Origin of the sequence: Paraburkholderia sp. XV, from assembly GCF_020177535.1 — a bacterium.
GTDB lineage: Bacteria > Pseudomonadota > Gammaproteobacteria > Burkholderiales > Burkholderiaceae > Paraburkholderia > Paraburkholderia caribensis.
Map to the genome: position 1 here is coordinate 1 of NZ_JAGUUD010000027.1, position 21,273 is coordinate 21,273.

18 protein-coding genes are annotated in these 21,273 nt (G+C 60.4%); 11 read left to right on the plus strand and 7 right to left on the minus strand.

Annotated elements, in window-relative coordinates:
* Positions 1-504: 504 nt before the first annotated feature.
* On the minus strand, positions 505-1,728 hold the full coding sequence (locus tag KFO72_RS15715) for a low temperature requirement protein A (protein ID WP_225032513.1): 1,224 nt from the start codon (positions 1,726-1,728) through the stop codon (positions 505-507).
* A gap of 668 nt (positions 1,729-2,396) precedes the next feature.
* Between KFO72_RS15715 and KFO72_RS15720 the strand changes: the two genes are divergently transcribed.
* The 3 genes from KFO72_RS15720 to KFO72_RS15730 all read left to right on the plus strand — a co-directional run bounded on the left by KFO72_RS15720 (position 2,397) and on the right by KFO72_RS15730 (position 6,074).
* Entirely contained in the window at positions 2,397-3,683 is a 1,287-nt protein-coding gene (locus KFO72_RS15720; protein ID WP_225032514.1) for an LssY C-terminal domain-containing protein, read from the plus strand.
* Positions 3,680-4,933 (plus strand): LssY C-terminal domain-containing protein, encoded by a 1,254-nt coding sequence (locus KFO72_RS15725; RefSeq protein WP_225032515.1) that lies wholly within the window; start codon positions 3,680-3,682, stop codon positions 4,931-4,933. The genes KFO72_RS15720 and KFO72_RS15725 overlap by 4 nt, the downstream gene beginning before the upstream one ends.
* Positions 4,934-5,000: 67 nt before the next feature.
* Positions 5,001-6,074, plus strand: coding sequence for a hypothetical protein (locus KFO72_RS15730; protein ID WP_225032543.1), 1,074 nt, complete (start codon positions 5,001-5,003; stop codon positions 6,072-6,074).
* Positions 6,075-6,565: 491 nt separating this feature from the next.
* On the opposite strand, the gene KFO72_RS15735 is transcribed toward KFO72_RS15730, so the two are convergent.
* Positions 6,566-7,468: a LysR family transcriptional regulator gene (locus KFO72_RS15735; protein WP_225032516.1), complete on the minus strand. Its 903-nt coding sequence runs from the start codon at positions 7,466-7,468 to the stop codon at positions 6,566-6,568.
* Between the two features lie 177 nt (positions 7,469-7,645).
* Here KFO72_RS15735 and KFO72_RS15740 point away from each other — a divergent pair, with 177 nt between their 5' ends.
* The 4 genes from KFO72_RS15740 (at position 7,646) to KFO72_RS15755 (ending at position 11,676) form a co-directional block, all read left to right on the plus strand.
* Positions 7,646-8,482, plus strand: a complete 837-nt coding sequence (locus tag KFO72_RS15740) for an alpha/beta fold hydrolase (RefSeq protein ID WP_176054915.1) — start codon at positions 7,646-7,648, stop codon at positions 8,480-8,482.
* Between the two features lie 65 nt (positions 8,483-8,547).
* A complete protein-coding gene (locus KFO72_RS15745; protein ID WP_225032517.1) occupies positions 8,548-9,894 on the plus strand; it encodes an LLM class flavin-dependent oxidoreductase in 1,347 nt (448 codons plus the stop codon).
* A gap of 195 nt (positions 9,895-10,089) precedes the next feature.
* Positions 10,090-10,836: an SDR family NAD(P)-dependent oxidoreductase gene (locus KFO72_RS15750; protein WP_225032518.1), complete on the plus strand. Its 747-nt coding sequence runs from the start codon at positions 10,090-10,092 to the stop codon at positions 10,834-10,836.
* Between the two features lie 90 nt (positions 10,837-10,926).
* Complete coding sequence (locus tag KFO72_RS15755; RefSeq protein ID WP_225032519.1) at positions 10,927-11,676, plus strand: SDR family NAD(P)-dependent oxidoreductase; 750 nt, start codon at positions 10,927-10,929, stop codon at positions 11,674-11,676.
* A 224-nt stretch (positions 11,677-11,900) separates the two neighbouring features.
* Here the strand turns inward: KFO72_RS15755 and KFO72_RS15760 are convergent, their stop codons facing one another.
* The gene (locus KFO72_RS15760) at positions 11,901-12,719 is read right to left on the minus strand and encodes an alpha/beta fold hydrolase (protein WP_225032520.1); all 819 of its coding nucleotides are present in this window, start codon (positions 12,717-12,719) and stop codon (positions 11,901-11,903) included.
* 376 nt (positions 12,720-13,095) lie between these two features.
* Between KFO72_RS15760 and KFO72_RS15765 the strand changes: the two genes are divergently transcribed.
* On the plus strand, positions 13,096-14,013 hold the full coding sequence (locus KFO72_RS15765) for a LysR substrate-binding domain-containing protein (protein ID WP_225032521.1): 918 nt from the start codon (positions 13,096-13,098) through the stop codon (positions 14,011-14,013).
* Positions 14,014-14,279: 266 nt separating this feature from the next.
* Here the strand turns inward: KFO72_RS15765 and KFO72_RS15770 are convergent, their stop codons facing one another.
* Positions 14,280-14,909: a TetR/AcrR family transcriptional regulator gene (locus KFO72_RS15770; RefSeq protein WP_225032522.1), complete on the minus strand. Its 630-nt coding sequence runs from the start codon at positions 14,907-14,909 to the stop codon at positions 14,280-14,282.
* A gap of 86 nt (positions 14,910-14,995) precedes the next feature.
* Between KFO72_RS15770 and KFO72_RS15775 the strand changes: the two genes are divergently transcribed.
* Both KFO72_RS15775 and KFO72_RS15780 read left to right on the plus strand, forming a co-directional pair.
* Positions 14,996-15,910: an SDR family oxidoreductase gene (locus tag KFO72_RS15775; protein ID WP_176054910.1), complete on the plus strand. Its 915-nt coding sequence runs from the start codon at positions 14,996-14,998 to the stop codon at positions 15,908-15,910.
* A gap of 54 nt (positions 15,911-15,964) precedes the next feature.
* Positions 15,965-16,969: a LysR family transcriptional regulator gene (locus KFO72_RS15780; RefSeq protein WP_225032523.1), complete on the plus strand. Its 1,005-nt coding sequence runs from the start codon at positions 15,965-15,967 to the stop codon at positions 16,967-16,969.
* Positions 16,970-17,538: 569 nt separating this feature from the next.
* Here the strand turns inward: KFO72_RS15780 and KFO72_RS15785 are convergent.
* The 3 genes from KFO72_RS15785 to KFO72_RS15795 form a co-directional block, all read right to left on the minus strand.
* Entirely contained in the window at positions 17,539-18,549 is a 1,011-nt protein-coding gene (locus tag KFO72_RS15785; protein WP_054931128.1) for a LysR substrate-binding domain-containing protein, read from the minus strand.
* A 97-nt stretch (positions 18,550-18,646) separates the two neighbouring features.
* Positions 18,647-19,318 carry a DUF1028 domain-containing protein gene (locus KFO72_RS15790; RefSeq protein ID WP_225032524.1) on the minus strand — a complete coding sequence of 224 codons (672 nt, stop codon included), beginning with the start codon at positions 19,316-19,318 and terminating at the stop codon, positions 18,647-18,649.
* 45 nt (positions 19,319-19,363) lie between these two features.
* Positions 19,364-19,777 (minus strand): RidA family protein, encoded by a 414-nt coding sequence (locus tag KFO72_RS15795; protein ID WP_054931126.1) that lies wholly within the window; start codon positions 19,775-19,777, stop codon positions 19,364-19,366.
* Positions 19,778-19,851: 74 nt separating this feature from the next.
* Between KFO72_RS15795 and KFO72_RS15800 the strand changes: the two genes are divergently transcribed.
* Entirely contained in the window at positions 19,852-21,153 is a 1,302-nt protein-coding gene (locus KFO72_RS15800; protein ID WP_176054909.1) for an ABC transporter substrate-binding protein, read from the plus strand.
* Positions 21,154-21,273 lie beyond the last annotated feature (120 nt).

Here is a 21,273-nt window from a genome sequence, read left to right on the forward strand (position 1 = left end):
CGGTTGCACTTCTTTCTCATTCCTGCAAAGACTTGTCGGATCTCTGCGCTCCCGCCGCGCGGCTTTCAGATGTGAAAGTACGGCAGCATTCCGCAAAAACTGCGCAGGCGAAGGGAGGAAATCTGCACGCGCGCCCTGCCGCTGTCCTGCTGCAGACGGATGCGTGGCGCTGGGCGTGGCCCGCGTGCGCGCGTTAGTCGCTCAGCAGACCGAGGAGCAGCGATGAGAACCGACGACATCAAGCGGGAGTGATGTGACAGAGTTGCGCGTCGATCGTTTCGGAGCCGGTCTGATTACTACAGCGACGCCAGGTCCGCCGGATGTCGAGAACTTCGTCCAGCGTCGTACATGCGGACTGCCATTGCTGACGACCTGAAGATCCATCTCACGGAAAACCGTCGCCGGCTGCTGGAGCGATTCGTGACGACGGGCAAGGCGTGGAAGATCCTCGTGCACGACCACTCAAGCAGCCCTCTATCCGCGGGCGGAGTGCAAAACGTGGGTTCAGTCCGAATCTGAAAGAGGTCGCTTTGGAGCGCGCGCCATGTGTTTGCGTGACTCTGGCTCGCGGTTTCGATCTTCTGTGGCAGCGCTGTCGCGCGGACGGTCGTGATGCTTGGGCGAGACGTTCAGGTATCGGAGGCTGAGGAAAGCATAACAAATCACCGCAGCGGTAAGACCGAGCAAGATGTAATCGGTTCTGGGCAATAGCACGGCAAACCAGGTCAACACGAAGACGACCATGGTGTTGACAACCAGTTGGCGCCGCAACTCGGGCCGCTCCAGGAAGTAGCCGTACTGCTTTCCAATGAAAAAGCAAACCGCGCCGATGACCGACAGTACCCGGAAATCGGATATCACCATGTCGTCCAGAGTCGCGTGCCGGATCAGGCTCGCTAAAATCGACAGGCCGATGAAGACGAAAAAGTGCGAGTACAGGACCGAATGGCCGGTCGTGAGCTTCTGTTTGGTCAGCAGGTGAAAACTGTCAAAGTAAACCCACCAGATGCCCGATATCATCACGAAGCCGGTAGCGGCCGTCAGCAGCTTCCCCACAGTCCAGCTGATGTTGGCCAGTCCCGTGGACAGGCTGCTAACGGACTCTCCCAGCATGATGATCGTGAGCAGGCCCACACGCTCGATCAGGTGCTCGGTATGCACTGGGATGACCTGGAGACGACGCGGCAAAAAAAAGATGAACACAACCAGATCAAACAGTATTCCAAGGTAAAACACGACATATCGCTGTGGCGCCGGGAACAGGATCGAAGCGAGGCTGATAGTGGTACCCGCGAAGATTACCCAGCCAACTGCCGTTGTGAGTGCCTCGCACCCCTTATGCCGGTACCTGGACACGAAATACATTATGGCGACGATGTATTTCGAACCGGCGTAGCAGACGATGATGGCCTCAAAGCTAGTCAGGAATCGTCGGTCGATCAGGCCTGAGATGACGATCAGCTGGAACATGATGAGCAGGGTTGCCAGCCGATGCTTCCGGTCATCGGCATCGAAGCGGTTGGCATACATCGTGTGGCTTGCCCAAATCCACCACAAAGGTATGAAAACCAGGACGAATTTCCAGAACTGGAGCGGGTCGAGATGACCCTCGTGCGTGTGGCTCAAGATATGCGTAACATCACCGATCGTCACCGCAAAAATCAGATCGAAGAACGCCTCGAGCCAGGTGGTACGGCGATTGACCTCGAAATACTTTATGTTATGCATACCGCCTCTTTGTGGTGCTTGCGCCGGTGTCACGTCCGCTGGCGTTATCTAGTACTGCTTACATAATAGTAGGCTCGCAGTTCCCGGCAGAATTTCGCTGAACTTGCGTCTAGCCTTTCCTGACTATATGCACAATTTCAATGCGTGACAGGGCGTGGCAGCTGAGGCTTTGCAACTGTTGGAGAACGGTGTGGTTAAGCATTGAATGATAGTGTTCAGTTTCCGTCGATGTAAGCCAGGTTTGTTTTAGGCATGCGTCCCGTACACTCCGAATGTCGCTCTGGCCGGATGCACCAGCTTCATGAACGGGATGTAGCGCTGCCGTTGAAAATTTCAACGACGGCTATCAGGCGGCTTCTATGACTGGGTACAGTCGGCCACGCGGGGCCATTCGACATCGCCGTCACGCGGACCTCCGCGCGACTGCTCTGCACAAAGTTCCGGACTTTCATGGTCCGCACGGTACCGGCGATTCATCCGTGAACGGTATTCGCGCGGCGTCAGGCGAAACATGGCTGGTGCGGCCCCAATCAACTAAACTGAGCAGTACATTTCGCGCATATCTTCGCGCGGGCCGCGAACAGCCTGTTGACTCTGGCTTCAAGACGCGCGCGATCGTCCCACATAGATGCGATTGGGCCCCAGGATCCCCGCAAAGAGGTGTCTCGATGAGCCGCATCGTGCAGATGCTCGCTGCCTTCGTCTTGGGCTGCATACTGGTGGGCTGTACTGCAACCCGGCCATTGGGTCCGATACCCGCCTATCAGAACCGCGCCGTGACACGCACGGAGGGCGGCATCGAGATTTCGACCGCCGTGCTTTCGCCAGAGGAAAGTGCGGCGATTTACGGTGTGCCGCTTGCCGACAGGAATATCCAGCCCGTCTGGATCGAGGTCCGGAACCGCGAAGACCGTAGCTACTTTCTCCTGTCGCCGGGCATGGATCCGAATTTCTTTCCAGCGTCGGAGGCGGCCGAGGCGTTCTCCGGCACTGCTTCAAACAACCAGCGGTCCGACCTTGACCGCCGCTTCCGTGGTCTCGCCTTTCGTAACCCTGTCCGTCCCGGAGAGACCGTCTCGGGGTTTGTGCTGACCAACCTCAATGAAGGTGCGAAGCTGGTGCAGGTGGACCTCGTCGCGAGAGGACGCGCCCGGACGTTTTCGATTTTCGTGGCCGTGCCGGGATTCGAGGGCGACTACACGCGCAGCCAGGTATTCAAACGCATCACCGATCCGCAAGAGCCCACCGTGAACTACACGGATGACGCGAATTTCCGCGCGGCGCTTGAAGCCCTGCCATGCTGCGCGACAAACGAGGACGGCTCGGAGAATGGTGACCCGCTCAACCTGGTGATCGTCGGCAGCCGCGACGACGCGCTTCCCGCACTCGTCCGGCGGGGCTGGAGCCTCACGGAGCAGAAATGGTCCGGCGCGATCAGGCGGATGATCAGCGCTGCACTGTCCGGCGAAGCGTACGTCAACGCACCCGTGAGCGACCTTTACCTCTTCGGGCGCGCACAGGACCTCGCATTGCAAAAGGCGCGGGGCGACATCCACCAGCGCAACCATATGCGCCTGTGGCTCAGCGACATGCGTTACCACGACAGACTCGTCTGGGTTGGACAGATCAGCCGCGATATCGGTACCCGTCTGACCTGGCACTCTCCAACGTTCACCACACACAAGATCGACCCGGACGTGGACGAGGCACGCACTGCGCTGACCGAAGACATGGCGTATTCGCAAAATCTGATGAAGCTCGGCCACGTGACGGGAGTGGGCCCCGCACAGGACAGCGCGCCGCGCACGAACCTGACAACGGATCCGTACTACACCGATGGCTATCGCGTGGTGCTGGTATTCGACCGCACGCCGAGGTCGCTACCGGAGATCGAAGTCTTCCCGTGGATCTTGCCGTACAGGATCATGCACGTGGCGCCCGGAGCGAAGCCGTGAGCACTTCGCAGACTGTGCATCGTGCACGCCGCCATGCGGGACGTGCGCTTGGCCTTGCGCTTGCGCTGGCCGGCTGTGCTACGTGGCACCCCCCGCCCGTGGCCGACGATGGGCCGCTGCGTCAACGTGAGGTCAGTGCCACCAGCCGCAGCGTGCGCGTGAGTGCGACTGTGCTCAGCAGTGAAGACAGCGAGCGGATGTATGGCGCCGACGTCAACAGGACGGGAGTCCAGCCGCTATGGATCGAGGTGGAGAATGGGACATCGCAGGCTCTGTGGCTGTTGCGCTCGGGTACTGACCCGGACTACTTTTCGCCTCACGAAGTAGCGTGGTCCATGCACACGCTGTTTGGCGGTGCAACGAATACGCGCATGGACCAGTATTTCCGCGATCTCGGCTTCAGCAACCCGATCCCGCCAGGCGCGACACGGTCGGGCATCCTGTTCACCAACCCCGATCAGGGCATCAAGCTCGTCAATGTCGATCTGTTGGGAAACCAGACGCTGATTCCTTTCTCGTTGTTTCTGCGCGTGCCCGGCGGCACGGTCGATCCGCAGCTCGCGCAGATCCCTTTCCCGTTCCCCGAATCCGCGATCGCGGACTACAAGGACCTCGCGTCGCTGCGGGCCGCGCTCGAACGGTTGCCATGCTGTGCCACCGACGCGAGCGGGACGATTCAGGCCGATCCGCTGAACGCCGTTGGCATCGGCCAGCTCACTGACATCGGGGCCGCGCTGGTCCGGCGCGACTATCGGCGTGACGCGCGCGAGTCCGACCTCGCGCAGCGGGTCTTCGGGCGGGAACCGGACTTCGTCATGCGCAAGCAGGCGCAGGCGGGCGCGCCTGCGACATGGATACGGGGATGGCTCGCCCCAATCCGCTTTCAAGGGCAACTGGTTTACGTCGCGCAGGTCGGTCGCCCTGTCGGGGGGCGCTTTGCTCCGCGCGGTGAAACACATCCCACTCTGCAGGGGAACGTCGATGAGGCACGCAACTTCCTCACTCAGGACCTGATGTATTCGGGTGGTCTTGACAAGCTTGGATATGTGAATGGTGTTGGCGTGGCATCGCCCACTCGTCCCCGCACGACGCTCGATGGCGCGACCTACCAGACGGACGGCTTGCGTGCGGTCGTGTTCTTCGCGACCCGGCCGCGCAGTCTGTCGGATGTGGAGCTTCTCGACTGGGTGCCTTATCTGGACGAGCCCGATACCCGCCAACCTGGAGCAACCGGCGATGCACGCCAGTGACATGAACCGCGGGCCGTCGCTCGTGTTATCACGATGGCGGGTTGCCGCCATCGATGCGTGGCGTCTGATGTGCGCCGTGCTGGCGACGATGACGTTGAGTCTTCTGTTCGGCGCGTGTGCGACGAGGCCGCTTATCCCGTACTCGGCCGATACGCCGCCGATGGTTCTCGTGCCGGCATCCGAGGCCGGGGTCGCGGACAAGCGAGGGCGCTTCCGGGAAATCTATTGCGCGGTGCTTGCGGCGCGCGGTCCGACGCTACCGGATTACCGGCCCTGCGAGGACGCACTGACCCGAGTGGGCACCGAGCCCGCCGGCACCGGTAAGCCCGTCGAGCTGGGTCAATCGAGGCAGCACCTCATCGCCGCAGTCGTGTCGGGAATCGGCTACGACTGCTTCAAACCGTGGCTGGATCCGCCCAATACTGTCGTGACGCACCTGCGCCACTTCGGCTTTGACGCAACGCTGATCGACGTCGACGCGCTGTCGAGTTCCACCAATAACGCGCGGCAGATTCGCGACGCGATCATGGCCATGCCGGCGCCCGAGGGTGCGCCGCGCATCGTGCTGATCGGTTATTCAAAGGGGGCGCCCGACATCCTCGAAGCGCTGGTCGCCTATCCGGAAATCCGAAACCGCGTGGCAGCGGTGGTGAGTGCAGCCGGCGCAATCGGCGGATCGCCGCTTGCCAATGACGCCGAGCAGTACCAGGCCGATCTGCTGCGATACTTTCCGGGCGCGACCTGCACATCGGGCGATGGTGGCGCCGTGCAGAGCCTGAGACCCGCGACCCGCAAGGCGTGGCTGGCGCAGCACCCGCTTCCGGCCGAACTGCATTACTACTCGATCGTGACATTCCCGCAACCCGAACGCATCTCGTCAATCCTGAAGTCGAGCTACGACAAGCTGTCGCGCGTCGACTCGCGAAACGACAGTCAGGTCATCTTCTACGATCAGGTTGTGCCTGGCAGTACGCTGCTGGCCTACGTCAATGCGGATCACTGGGCGCTGGCGGTGCCGGTTGCCCGGACGCATCCGACGATCGGGGCGCTCTTCGTGACAGAGAATGCCTACCCACGCGAGGCCCTGGCGGAGGCCATCTTGCGCTTCGTGGAGGAAGATCTGGCAGAGCCCGTGCGGTGAACGGTTGCTCTGCCTCGAGACACCGCCACCATGAAAAGTCCTTTCACCTTGGAAGCGGTCCTCGCGGTCAAGCAAAGAACGTCAGTTCAGGATCGGCCCTGGAAGTTGGGGGCGGCTCGGCGACGGGCGACCATCTGCGAGCGTCGAGTGCCGCGAACGGCCAAAAAGGAGTCATCCGCAAACCTTCGGTGAACGGCTCTCGACGAGTGACAGACAGTCACTCGTCGAAGTCTTATGTCTTATGTGCCGCCAAGGTCTGAGCCGCGTCCTGACCAAAACTCCGGCGCCGTCCAGTGCTCAGCAGACAAAAGGGAACCTGCCGTAGCTCCAGGCAATGCTCTTTTCTGCTCGTGAACAATCATCGGTCCGCGCCCCTGCCGGAGGAGCATTGATCGTCTGAACGTTTCATGGGCGCTGTGTTCTGCGCAGAGCAGTGACTCAGCCTTTCACATATCGACACGCGGCATACGCATGACTGAGATGCTGCAGCGTCATCCAGCGCGTGTCACGTCGACGCTTTCGCTGAACTCGTCCAACAAGAAATTGATGAAGGCGCGGGCCGCCGTCCGGGTCGCGCGGCTGAGGGGGAAATAGGCATGCACCTTGGTGCCGACCATCGACCAGTCGGTGAGGATCGGCACGAGCGATCCTTCCTCCAGTTCCCTGCGGCAGGCCCAGTATCCTATCGAAGTAATACCCAAGCCAGCCTTAACGGCTGCAACCGCGCCCTCGTTGTCGCTGAACGATATGTTGGGTTCTATCGGCACATTGGTGGTTATACCCTTGTGCGTGAACGTCCAGGCGGTACTGACGCTGGCCGCAGGTCCATAGACGATCCGGTGACCGACGAGCGCGTCCGGCGAAATGGGCGTGCCGCATCGCGTGAGATATGCAGGGGAGGCGACGATCAGTCGCGCGTAGCTGGTGAGCAGACGCGCCGTCGCGTTCGAGTCCGGGAGGGTTCCGATACGGATGGCGACATCGACTGCGTCCCGGACCAGGTCCTGGCGACGGTCGTCGAGCACGACCTCGATCCGTAGCAGCGGGTGACGCTCAGCAAAAGGGGGAAGTCGGGGAATGATCTCCCGCACGCCGGCACTCGTCGGCATTCCAACGCGAAGCGTTCCACGAAGCTCATCCTGCCGGACGCTTTGTCCTGCATCGTCAAGCTGATCGAGCACGGCCTCGACGCGAATGAGATAGTCGGCCCCTGCCTCGGTCGGAATAACCGCGCGTGTGGTCCGGGCCAATAAAAGCGTGCCCAACTCGGCTTCGATATCAGCGACAGCGCGCGAGGCCTGCGATTGCGAGATCGACAGCTCCCGCGCGGCGGCCGAAAAACTTTGCAGTCGGGCGACCCGGCAGAAAATCCGCAACGCGTTGATGTCCATCATGTTCCTCGTCGTGCCTTACGTTCGATCTATGCAATTCTGGGATAGATCATAACCTCGTTTCATGGCTAGTGCGCGGCGTGTCTGCCCTCTATATTCACACCACTGCAGCATGAAACCGTCAATTCCGGCAGGCCGTCCCTTACTGGTCAGCTCGTCCGGAGCATAGAGGATTGAACCATGAACAGCATCAGTCACGACACAGCACCGACCCAATTCGTCGAGGCCAACGGCATCCGCTTCGCTTACCGCCGGTTCGGCAAGCAGGGCGGCCTGCCGCTTGTCTTCAATCAGCACTACACGGGCACCCTGGATCATTGGGATCCTGCAGTGACAGACGGGTTTGCCAAGGATCGCGAAGTGATCCTTTTCAATAATGCGGGCGTCTCCAGCTCTTCGGGCGAGACGCCGACGAGTTTCCAGGAAATGGGTGCCAATGCGATTGCCTTCATTCGCGCGCTGGGCCTGACCCAGGTCGACGTGCTTGGCATTTCGATTGGGGGCTTCGTGGCGCAGGAGATCGCGCTGCAGGGCGGCGACCTTGTCCGCAAGATCATCCTCGTTGGCACGGGGCATCGTTCGCAAGACATGTCGGAAAGCCGCTCTGCGGAAATCTTCGCCGCGAGCTATGACCCGCCCGAACATTTGTGGCTTTCGGTCCATTTTGGACCTTCCGAAGCCAGCCAGAAGGCCGGCCTTGCCTTTCTCGAGCGCAAGCTGCGTCGTCAGGATCGCGATCCGCAAGTAAGCGCGCAAACCATTGCCGCCCAGGGCGAGGCGATTGGCAAATGGCATGTGCCGAACGATAGCGCGCTGGAGTATCTGAAATCGATCCGGCAGCCCGTGCTGGTCGTCCAGGGCAGCAACGACGTCATCATTCCGACGAGGCATTCGTTCACGCTTCAGCAGCATCTGCCGAACGCGCAACTGATCGTCTATCCCGACTCCAATCACGGGTCGATTTATCAGTATCCGGCGACGTTCGTCGCCAATGCGACGACCTTCCTCGACGCCTGAAACCAGCCGCTGACTCCGCTGACTCGCTAATCGGGCCAGCGGCACCTGACGCGACGGAGCAACAGATGGCTAAAGATCGCCAACTCCACCTCGGTGCATTTATGCGACCAGCGGCCATCCACACGGGCGCGTGGCGTTATCCGGGCGCCGATCCGCATGCGAATTTCAGCCTCGACCAGATGCGCCGCTCGATCCGGCGGCTGGAAGGGGCGAAGTTCGATGCCTTCTTCATGGCCGACCACCTCGCGTTATTGAACATGCCGATCGCGGCGCTCATGAGGAGCCACACGGTGACGTCATTCGAGCCCTTCACGCTGCTTTCGGCGCTGTCGGCGGTGACTGAGCGGATCGGGCTTATCGCAACAGCCTCGACAACGTTCGATGCGCCTTACCACATTGCCAGGCGGTTTGCGTCGCTGGATCATATCAGCGGCGGCCGGGCCGGCTGGAACGTGGTGACGACGGCGAACCCCGACGCCGCCCTCAACTTCGGCGATGAATCCCAGATGGATCATGACGATCGCTATGAGCGTGCGCGCGAGTTCGTCGAGGTGGTCACCGGCCTTTGGGACAGCTTCGCTGACGACGCCTTCGTCAGGGACACCGAGAGCGGGGTCTTCGTCGATCCCGCACGAATTCATGCGATCAATCACAAAGGTCCCTCACTGAAAGTGCGCGGCCCGCTCAACATCGCACGGCCTCCGCAGGGCTGGCCCGTGATCGTTCAGGCTGGTGCGTCACCCGCAGGCCGTCAGCTCGCGGCGGAAACGGCTGAGGTCATTTTCGGCGCTCCGCCGACGATAGAGGCCGCACGCAGCTTCAATGCCGACGTCCGATCGCGCATGGCCGCGATCGGCCGCACACCCGACACGCTGCGTTACCTGCCCGGCGCTTTCGTGGTCGTAGCCGACAGCATGGATGAGGCTATCGAGCGCCGCGCGACGCTCGATAGTCTCATCCACTATGACAGTGGTATCGGCTCTCTGAACTCGATGCTTGGATTCGACGTTTCCGGCCACGATCCCGATGGACCGCTGCCGGAGATCCCGGAGACTGAAGCTGGCCGCTCGCAGCGCGAGCGCATGGTCAATCTCGCCCGGCAAAAAGGTCTGACGATCCGCGAACTCGCGCGAGCCGCCGGCAGCTATTCCGGGTTCGCCTTCGTCGGCACTGCGACATCGATCGCCGACGAGATGCAGGAGTGGCTGGAGACGGAAGCCTCCGATGGCTTCAACGTCATGTTTCCCTGGATTCCAGGCGGGCTCGACGAGGTGGTCGACAGGCTCGTTCCGGAGCTCCAGCGACGCGGTTTATTCAGACGCGAATATCAAGGGCGCACATTGCGCGAGCATCTCGGCCTTTCGCGGCCTTCCAACCGTTTCTTTCCGCACGAGCCCGGCGCGGTCGTCTGATTTCATTCCCCGTTAAAGGATTTCTCCATGGCACGCATCGTCACCTTTGCTGAATATGGCGCACCCGATGTTCGGAAGATCGAGGACGTTGACCGGTTCAACGTAGACGCCCGTGCGCCACATCGATTCTAGCGTTTGAAAAGCATCCGGGCGATCCGGGTGCCCGCGACTCCCCCCAACTTAATGGAAAAAATCATGGCAAGTACTCTTCAAGGAAAGTTCGCTCTTGTGACGGGCGGCTCACGCGGTATCGGCGCCGCAACCGCTATCCAGCTCGCTGCGGATGGCGCCACCGTAGCGATAAGTTATTCCAGCAGCGAGGCCGCAGCCAGAGAGGTCATTGCAACGATCGAAGCGTCCGGTGGTAAGGCTATTGCGCTGAAGGCCGACCAGGCGGACGCAACAGCGGTTAAAGCATTGATTGCGGAAGTTGTCGAACGGTTGGGCCGGATCGACATTCTTGTCAATAACGCCGCCGTTTTCGTGACGGGCACGGTGGCCGAGACCACAGATACATCGGGCTTTGAGCGACAACAGAAGATCAATTACGAAGCCGTGGTAACCGCTATTCGAGAGGCCTCGCGGGCGATGGAGAGCGGCGGCCGGATTATTTCGATTTCGTCGGCCCTCGCCTGGCGGTCGACCTGGCCCGGCCTTGCTGACTACAGCGCAACGAAGCGCGCGATTGAGGGCTACAGCAAAGGTGCTGCGCGGGATCTGGGCCCGAAAGGCATTACCGTGAACGTCATCGGCACCGGTTCGACGAATACCGAGATGAATCCTGACAACAGTCCCTTTGCTGAGGCGCAGGCAGCCGCCACTGCGCTCGGACGCTTTGGTCGGGCTGAAGAAATCGCTTCCGTGGTCGCCTTCGTCGCCAGCCCGGCGGCGAGCTTTATTACCGGCGCAATCATTCCCGTTGACGGTGGCTATAGCGCGTAACGCAATACGAGCCACGTGACGTAATTTTTTGCCGTTTCGTGGCTCGGATCACCCGTAATCTTTTTTGCTGGTTGCCAAAGGAGTCGGCAAATGAATGATTTGCCCGTAGTACTTGTGACGGGAGCGCTGTCTGGAATTGGTCGCGCAACAGCGATTGCCTACGCTAAAGAGAAAGCTCGGCTCGTCATCTCGGGCCGTCGGCTCGAAGAGGGCAGGGTGCTCGCAGAGCAACTGCGTTCGTCTGGTGCCGAAGTTGAATTTGTGCAGGCAGACGTGCGTTTCGAGGACCAGGTCCAAGCCTTGGTCGACCGCGTCATTTCCCGTTTTGGTCGTCTGGATATTGCGGTGAACAGCGCCGGTTACGAGGGCGACCCCGCACCGATCGTCGAACAGAACGTCGATCAATACGCTTTCGTTTTCGATACGAATGTTCTCGGCACGTGGCTGGCGCTCAAACACGAAATCCGCGCCATGGCCGCCCAGGGCGGCGGGAGCATTGTCAATGTCTCGTCAACGATGGGTATTCGCGGCGCTCCGCGGAACGCGCTTTATGTCGCCAGCAAGCATGCGGTCGAGGGTCTGACGAAATCCGCTGCGCTGGAGACAGCCGCGTTCAATATTCGGGTCAACGCAGTAGCTCCGGGTCCCATACAGACTGAAATGCTTGACCGCATAACAGGTTCCGAATCGGGTAAGGCCGCGATGCTCGCGACCGTACCACTTAAACGTGCGGGAATGCCTGAAGAGATTGCGAATGCAATCATTTTTGTGGCATCGGAAAAAGCGAGCTTTATGACCGGCGAAGTTTTGAGAGTTAACGGCGGACGAACTGCTGCTTAAAGCATGCGTGTCACTTGCCGCACGTATCACGGATCTACCTATCCGTGTCGCGCGATAGTAGGTATCAGGCGTCTGCGGCCACATTTCCGGAGGTAAGAAAATGAGTGTTCTGTTTTCCCCGGTTGGCAACACACGGGCGACCCTACGCGGACGCCAAGGTCGAGTGGCGCGCCCGTGAAGCGCGCCGCTCGAATTGCCTGGTTCTGGCTCGGACTGGCGTCCCGTCAGGATTTGATGAACTCGAGAAGGTCGGGGTTCAGGACGTCCGCGTGGGTGGTCAGCATGCCGTGCGGGAAGCCAGTGTATGTCTTCAGCGCACCGTTCGCGAGCAGATCGACCGCGCGGGGCACCGAACTGGCGAATGGGACGATCTGGTCATCTTCGCCGTGCATGACCAGTACGGGCACAGTGATCTTCTTCAGATCGTCGGTGTAGTCCTCCAGCCAGGAGGATACGGTCTCGTAATGGGCCTGGGCGCTGCCGGCCATGCCCTGGCGCCACCAGTTCGCGATCACCGCCTCAGACGGTTTTGCGCCCGGACGGTTGAATCCATAGAACGGACCCTCCGCGACTGCCCGGTAAAACTCCGACCGGTTGCCAAGCACGCCTGACTTAACCGCGTCGAACCACTCCCGCGGCTGGCCGCCAGGGTTCCCGTCGGTTTTCACCATGTTCGGCGTTAAAGAGGCCACCAGCACTGCCTTGGCGACCCGCTCCTGGTGACGGGCGACATAGCGGGCCACCTCGCCGCCGCCGGTGGAGTGCCCGATGTGGATCGCGTCGCGGACGCCGAGGTGTTCGGTCAATGCAGCAAGGTCGGCGACCCAGTGGTCCATGTCGTTGCCGGTGCCGACTTGCTCGGATCGACCGTGCCCGCGCCGGTCATGGGCGATCACCCGGTAGCCGTGGTGAAGGAAAAACATCATTTGGGCGTCCCAGTCGTCGGCCGACAGAGGCCAGCCGTGGCTGAAGACGATCGGCTGACCGGACCCCCAGTCCTTGTAGAAGATCTGTACGCCGTCCGGAGTGGTGATGGTAGGCATCGCTGGTACCTCCTGTACGAGATTGATTGAAGTGTTGGTTCTCCGCGAGACATCGAGAATGCTGCCAGCGGCTTCTTTCGAAGTCGTATTTCATGCGCGTCTGCAAAGCGTGCGAGTGGAGCGCACTCCGACAACGCTGCGATGGATCTCCAAATGTCCCTCGGCGCGACGCCCCTTGCTCCTGGCGCTTGAACGCATCGAGTACAAGAATCAGCCTTTGATTGAGAACTCGGAATACGGTCGCCACGCCGGTGAGAACTTCACCTGGGCGCTTGGCACGTCGATGCGGCAGCCGTTGCAATATAGGTATCCCTTGCCTCGATGACAAAGGCTTTCTATGATTTGAGCTATGCCTGAAAGGCATAGAGGGGATCCCGTGGAACTTCGGCATTTGCGATATTTCATCGCGGTTGCGGAGGAAGGAAGCCTGTTGACGGCCGCCCAGCGGCGACTGCACACATCGCAGCCGTCGTTGAGCCGGCAGATCCGCGATCTGGAATGCGAAGTCGGCGTGAAGTTGCTGGAGCGCCAGGCACGCGGCGTGGCGCTCACCGCCGCCGGGAAAGTTTTCCTCGATCACGCGCGTCTGGCGCTGTTGCAAGTCGAAGCGGCTGTTGACGGCGCGCGGCGGGCGGAACAGCCAGAAAAACCTGTCTTGGCCATGGGTTTCATTGCCGGGCAAGAAGTCGTTTGGTTACCCCATGTGCTGCGCATCCTCCGCGAGGAGGCACCGGAGGCCGAGATTACACTGTGCAGTCAGTCCTCTCCCGAACTTGCTCTCGGGCTGATGCGAGGAAAATTAGACGTCGCCTTCCTTCGCCCTGAGATAGGGACCGTTGGCCTGTCATTCAAAGTCTTGGCGAAGGAGCCATTGATCGCCGTGCTGCCGGCAGACCATCGCCTGACGTCACGCAAGAAAATGCGGCCGCATGATCTCGCCAGCCAGATTTACGTCAGTTCGTCCAGGACTTCTCCCGTACTGGAATCCGTGATTCAGCACTACGCATCGAGTGTCGGAATAACGCTCAAGGCGGGATACGAGGGCGAAAACCTCCCGTCCGCAATGTCGCTTGTTACGTCAACGGGTGGAGTTACGCTTATCCCGCTATATGCGCAAAATATGCTGACACCGAATGTTGTTGCGAGAGCACTTGACGGTGTCCCTCCGACGATTGATCTCGTCTTGGGATACAGCAGTGCGAATACAAACCCGTTGCTCCTCAGGCTGTTGTCTCGTGCGGACGAACTGGTCGCAAATGTTCAAGATCAAAGCATCATTCGCTATGCCATCTAGGTCATGGACGCCGGCTCGGTCACTTCGAGATCGAATGGCCGCTTTACCCGGACAGGCCGTCGTCTGAATGTCAGAATCGCACGAAGCACGAATGACACTTCATGGCCGAACCCGGAAATACGAGGTCAGCTTGTGGTCCGCTTGAGGTCCGCAATCCTTCTTGCAAGCTGAACTTCCGTAGACGACCCACAAGGGACAGTCCCGCCTCTCCAAAGCGGTCGTTCAAGTGGCTCATCAAGTGGCCTTAAAACCTCGCGAGCATACAGTCAAAGCTCTGTTCTCAAACTGTCGAAGGCGTCCCGCAGGAACTTGGCCACCGGCTTTCGCTGGCCGGTCTGATCCCTCCACGCCTGAAGCGCGAGTCTCATCGCACCAACGGACACCACAGCCACCATCCGAAGGGCCAACCGCCGCTCAGGCTGCCGCCAGACCTCACACAGCGTGTTGAACAGTGCTTGCTCCTGTTCCGCGTAGTACGCCTGCTTGCGCGCAAGAAGCGATTCACTCGAACGCATGAGGTTGTCCACGGCTGTCATCTGCTCGGTCGTATAGCGCGCGATGTGCTTCACCATCACATCGCGAACTGCCTCGAGTGGCGGTACGTCGGGCGATGTCTTCAGCAGATCGGCAATCAGCCTGGCCGAATCGGCGTCCTGCCAGAACAAGATGATGTCGTCCTTCGATTTGAAGTACGAGAAAAACGTGCGGCGCGAGATCCCGGCCTCTGCCGCGATGGCGTCCAGCGTTGTGCCCTGGTAACCGTTGGCAAGGAACAAGCGCTGCCCGACCTCGGCGATGCGCTGACGTGTTTCGCGGCGCTTGCGTTCCCGCAAGCCTTCTGTGAGTGCTGTACCTGCGGGAGGGAAGGTTCCTGACATTCCGGTGGCCTGTTGCATGACTGCACCAAGTGCAGTAACGTTAGCACTCAGTGCATATTTATATACACCTAGTGTACATTCCCATTCCTCGACAGGCAAGGATCATGACCCACTGGACAGTTTCCGACATCCCGTCCCAACGCGGCCGTACGGCGGTCGTCACCGGTACTGGCGGCCTTGGGTTCCAAGACGCGCTGGCGCTAGCCCGTGCTGGTGCGAATGTCATCATCGCGGGTCGAAATCCGTCGAAAGGGGCAGCAGCAGTCAATCAGATTCGCCAAAGTGTTCCTGGCGCGAATGTGACTTTCGGGATACTAGATCTCGCCAGCCTCGAATCGATCGAGGCGTTCGGCGAGAGCCTGCGGAGTTCGCGCGACAGCCTGGACTTACTGATCAACAACGCGGCAGTGATGACGCCGCCGAAGCGTCAGGTGACTTCCGACGGATTCGAGTTGCAGTTCGGCACAAACTACCTGGGTCACTTCGCCTTGACTGCTCAACTGCTGCCGCTGCTGCGCAAGGGAAACAAGCCACGCGTGGTCAGCCTTTCAAGCGTCGCCGCTCGAAGCGGCACGATCAACTTCGATGATCTGCAAGCTGAGCGCAACTACAGGCCGATGCCGGTTTACGGCCAATCGAAACTCGCTTGCCTGATGTTCGCCCTTGAATTGCAACGCCGCAGCGATGCTGCGGGCTGGGGCATCCAGAGCATCGCTGCCCATCCCGGCATTTCGCGCACCGATCTGTTGCCCAATGGCGCCGGCGCATGGAGCGCTCCGGGTATGGCTCGTCGTTACATGTGGTTCCTGTTCCAGCCGGCAGCGCAGGGGGCGTTGCCGACGATCTTCGCCGCGACTTCACCGCAGGCTCAAGGCGGTGTGTATTACGGTCCGGACAAGCTCGGCGAAACGCGCGGCTATCCGGCCGTTGCCAAGATTCCTCCGCAAGCACTGGATACGAGCGTCGCTGCGAGGCTGTGGATTGAGTCGGAAGGGCTTACTGAAGCGGTCTTCCAGTAAACCAACCATGCACAGATACATAGTCCGCGCGATGCGCAAGGCATGGTGGGGCAGTTGGCTCAACAACCAGCGACGCTCAACGCCATCGCCCGGGCGCATTCGCAAGACCAGCGTGCGCAACGGCGGGTGAGGCATCGCCGGGTACTCTCCATGAACTATCCAGTTGTGAATCTCTTTCAGGCCATGCAGGTCTTTGTACAGGTCGCCGATTGCCGGAGCTTCGCGCAAACGGCGGAGCGGCTTGGCACGTCGACGTCCGTCGTCACGCGCAATGTATCGAGTCTGGAAAAACACCTCGGCATCCGCCTCTTTCAGCGCACCACGCGCAAAGTCGTGTTGACTCAGGCGGGCGCCGAGTACGCCGACGGCTGCCGGGATCTTCTGAAACAACTCGATGAAGTCGAATCGCGCGCGACCACGGAGCAAACGGAATTGAGCGGCGAGATTTGCATCGTAGCATTGGGCAGTTTTTCGCTCCTGCAGCTCACGCCCGTCTTCGCGGACTACCAGGCAAGATTCCCGAGAGTGAACCTCAACGTTACGCTGACCGAGCGGCGTGTCGACCTCCTCGAAGGCGGCTTCGACATCGGAATCGTCAACGAGCAGATGGTTCGCTCGGAAACGCTGATCTTGCGGCGGCTGATCAGTTCGTTCGCCATTCCGGTCGCGTCGCCTGGCTATCTTGCGCAGGCCGGCTTCCCGGTGGCTCCTGCGGACCTGAAGACATGCAGGGTGATTTCGGCACCCACCGACGGTGCCCAGCACGCGTGGATCTTCGCCAACCGCGAGGGCAAGGAGGAAAGCGTAACCGTCCAACCCTCGCTAACTGTCAACAGCGTCGTGATGCAAATGCAATCGGTCCTCAACGGCATGGGCGTTGCGCTGCTGCCCCACGAACTGGTTGCAGATGCGCTTCGTGCAAAGGCACTGGTTCGTGTCCTCGACTCGTATTCGTTGCTCAATGCGGACGTGGCCGTTTCGCTTGTTTATCCTAGCCGGGACTTCGTGCCTCGCAAGGTCAGGGAATTCATAGACATCGTGGTTAGTCATTTCAATTGATGTACGAGGACTTGTCGTGGCAGATGAACTGGCGTTCGGGAACACACAACGCGGACCAAGCTCGGAGGCGCCGAAGTTTTGGTCGCTTCTGATTTACGTTAAACTTTCGTTTCCTAACTATGTACGCTGATTGTGCCTGTGTTTGCAGTGTCTTTCCCTTCTTCGATCCTGCACGAAATCTTGCTTTCTCCTCGTTCTTTGCTCCGATAATTGTCTTTGACCGGTAATTGACCTGACGTCAATCCTCGCAACTGCGGCACTCCTTCGTGTCGCGTGCTACACGTGCAGAACGCGCGGTGCTGTGTAAGCCTGGGCTGGAAAAATTTCATTCGCCGACCCAGACAGCAGCGGCGAATGGGCAGCCGCGTGTACGCATTGACTGGCGCTCGCACACGTACTGCTTATCACGCCCGCGCCAGAGTTCAACCATTTGCGTCCCGCCGCCGAACCGCGCACGGTGCGACTCGCTGCCGTCAATCGGCAATTTAAGACCACAATGTTGCGCTATCACCTCATCGCGGATTTCCTGCAGGCCACCACGCACGCGCGCAGTATTTTGGCTCACGTGTTCAGGCGGCGCGAATGGCGTGCACGTTGGACTGCGCGGCAGTCGCATCGGTGCTCACGCCGGTGAGATGCGGATCGAAGTAGCTCGCGGCGCTCATGCCGGGAATGTACTGGTCGGAGATGTAAGCGCGGCAGCGCTCCATGAACACTTGCGCGAGGCGCGGCTGTTTGGCCGGCGCATAAGTGGCAAGCCCCAGCAGCATCGGTCTGTGTTCGCCCGCGAGGCGCAGGCGCGCAAAACGCTTGCCGTCGAGTGACTGATTCGACTTCGGGCGTACGTTGAAGAGCGCATAGCCGATGCCGTTGCAGACCAGCGAGCGCACGACGTCTTCCGAGCGCGAGCGCGCGACGATATTCGGCTCCACGCCCGCCTGCGCGAACAACGAGAGAAAGTAGTCGCGGCTCATGGGCAAGTCGAGCAATACCATTGGCAGCGGCGCGAGTTCGCCGAGCGTCACCGCGTTTTGCTGCGCGAGCGGATGCACTTCGTTGACGATCACGTGCGGCGGCAACTGGCACAGCACCTCGAATTGCACTTCGTTGCTCAATTCCAGGTCGTAGGTAATGGCGACATCAATCTCGCCGTTACGGAGCTTTTCCATCAGATCGCGCTGATCGCCTTCCACGAGTTGCAGATCGATCTTGCTGAACGCGCGCTTGAAACCGAAGATGACCTCGGGCGCGATCATTGGCGTGAGCGACTGGAAGCAGCCCACGCGCAGCACGCCTTGCATCGCCTCGCTGGAATCGGAAGCGATCTCATAGAGCCTGGACGCGCGGTCCAGCAATTGCTCGCATTCCTGCGTAACCTGAGCGCCTATGGGCGTGAGCGTCATGCCCTTCGACGGATGGCGGATGAACAGTTGAATGCCGAGTTCCGTTTCCATATGCGCGATGGCCGCGGAAATGGACGGCGCGGAGATATGAATCTGATTGGAGGCGATGGCGATGCTGCCGTATTGGGCGGCCGCCAGGAAATACTCCATTTGGCGAAGGGAAATCCGATTTAGCATGAGCAGGACCAGGGACATACGTGAGGGAACGCCACCGGAACCAAGTCCAGCACAGGCAAGCCGATCTTCGCATAAAGCAAGAATCGGCGTTATCTCGTCAAAAATCGCCGGGTACGCCGAAGCTCGGCGCAGCGCGCGGGTCGCGGGCACGCGTGATGTAGTCGCTCACCTGGGGCGCGTACACCTGCCATGCGGCGTGCAGCATTTCCACCGGGGCTTCCTCTACCCAGTCCATGCGCAGATCCACCATCGGCCAATCCAGTTCGCCGTACACCAGCAAACCGGCCGAGTGAACTGGCCCTTCTTCACCACCTGCCGCTTCGCCCGCGAGTAGCGCCAGCATCAAACGCTCGGCGAGCGGCCCCGTGCTCTGCTCGAACGCGGCGAGCATGGCGGCGGGTACGTCGCGCGAGGCGAGCATGTTGCCCGCGCACGCGGCGTGTTCGCCGGTGACGCTCGCGAGCGTGCCGAGCGCGTTGGCGCCGGTAAAGACGGTCGGTGTGCCATGCGCGTCGATTGCCATCAATTGACGGTAGTCGACGAACGGCTGTCGGCGCAGTCGTTCGAGCGCCTCGGCGGGCGTGTGTCCGGCCGCCATCAGGTCGAGCGCCTGCGGGCCGAGCGACGGGTCGGTGATGTTCTGGCTGGCCGCCGCGCCCACGCTCGCGCGGCCGCGAATGCAGCGAGCCGCCACTGCGGGCGACGACGAGGCCACCGCCGCGCCGAACTGGCCGGTTTGCGGGCAGCGCGCAATGATCGAGAAGGTCATGAGGATTGCCTCAAGGTCGTGTGTCAGTCGGAGGTCTATGGCGGATCAATCGGGGATCACAGCGGTGGCGTCGACTTCCACGAGCCATTCGGGACGCGCGAGCGCTGAGACCACGATGCCCGTGGAAACGGGGAAAACGCCCTTGAGCCATTTGCCGACTACGCGATACACCTCCTCGCGGTAGCGCGGGTCGGTGATGTAGACGGTGATCTTGCAGATGTCGGCGAGTTCGCCGCCCGCTTCGCCGAGCAGCATGGCGATGTTCGACATGGCCTGTTCGGCCTGCCCCGCCGCGTCGCCAATGCACACGCTCTCTGAGGTGTCAAGGTTCTGCCCGATCTGGCCGCGCAGGAACACGAACTGGCCGCGTGCGACCACGGCCTGGCACAAATCGTTGTCGAGCTTCTGTTCGGGGTAGGTGGCTTGGGTGTTGAAGGTGCGGATACGGTTGTGTTTCATGGCGCGAATGGGTTGGGTTGACTGGGATCGACCGATAGCGTCGCCGCATCGTGGCGAAACGGAGCGCGCTTGCGATGGATCAGATAGTCACCGAGACCCGCGACGCTGCCTATTTGGTTTTTCCAGGGCGGTGTCTCAGCTTTTCCGAAAGTGTGCAGGCGGCACGAGCGTTCGCAACCGTTCACGTTAGAGAAAAATCGGACGTCAGGAATTGCGAGTCATGCCTGCAGAAAAGGCAACTTGGTGATCAAGATCAACTCTTTCACTATTCACGTGTACCTGAACACACCGCAAACCGGGCGTCTGGCCAGCACACGACGCGATTCATCCATCAACCTACGGGATTTAGAGTGATCAAGACACTATTCACAGCCAGCATTGCGTTCGGCGCACTGATCGCGGGCACCGCGAACGCCGAAGACGCGCTCGTCGTTAGCACCTGGGGCGGCAACTTCCGCGACATGATCGACCAGACGGTCGGCCAGGAGTTCACCAAGGAGACCGGCGTGCCGGTGAAGTACGTGACGGGCGGCACTATCGACCGTCTGAACAAGGCCAAGCTCGCCAAGACGCCAGAAAGCGACGTGACAGTCACGACTTCGCAGGTCGGCTGGCTCTACGCCAATAGCAATCTGTTCGAGAAGCTCGACACGAGCAAGCTGCCGAACTACGCGCACCTCATGGATCAGGCGAAGATCAGCCCGTATCACATCGGCACGTGGGCGTATGTCTACACCATCGGGTATCGCACCGATATGGTTCCACCGGGCATGAAGTTCGACAGCTGGAACGACCTGTGGAATCCGGCGCTCAAGGGCAAGCTTTCGGCGCCGGACTGGGATCCGAGCCACATCATCACGGTCGCGGCCGTGCTTTCGGGCGGCGACGCGAAGAACTGGCAGAAGGGCGAGGACAAGCTCAAGGCGCTCAAACCGAACTTCAAAGCGTTCTACACCGACGACGCCAACGGCGAGCAGCTAATTCAAACGGGTGAAACGCCGGTCGAAGTGCTGCTCTCGATGAACGCTTACTACCAGATCGGTCAGGGTGTACCACTCAAGGTGGTGATTCCGAAAGAAGGTGCGGTGCTCGGCATCGACACCATGGGCATCATGAAAGGCTCGAAGAAGGCAGCGCTGGCCTACAAGTTTATGAATATCGCGCTGTCACCAGCGGTGCAGGCCAAGATCGTCGCGATGGAAAAAGCGAGTCCGGTGGTCGACAACGCCACCGTGGCCCCGGCCGATGCCGCGCTGCCTGGCGTGTTCACGACGCGCTCGCAGTGGGACAAGCAGACCATTGTGATCGACTCGAAGTTGCGCGCGGAACTCACGCCCGAATGGCGCAAGTGGTTCACCGAAAACATCATGAACTAAGCGTGGTTTCGCGATATCGCGTTACACCAGCCCCGAACGCACTCGTGGCTTTCGGGGCGTCGCGCGAGCAGCCTTTCCGTATCAGCGAAGCAGGAACAGCAAACACTAGCGATTGACACC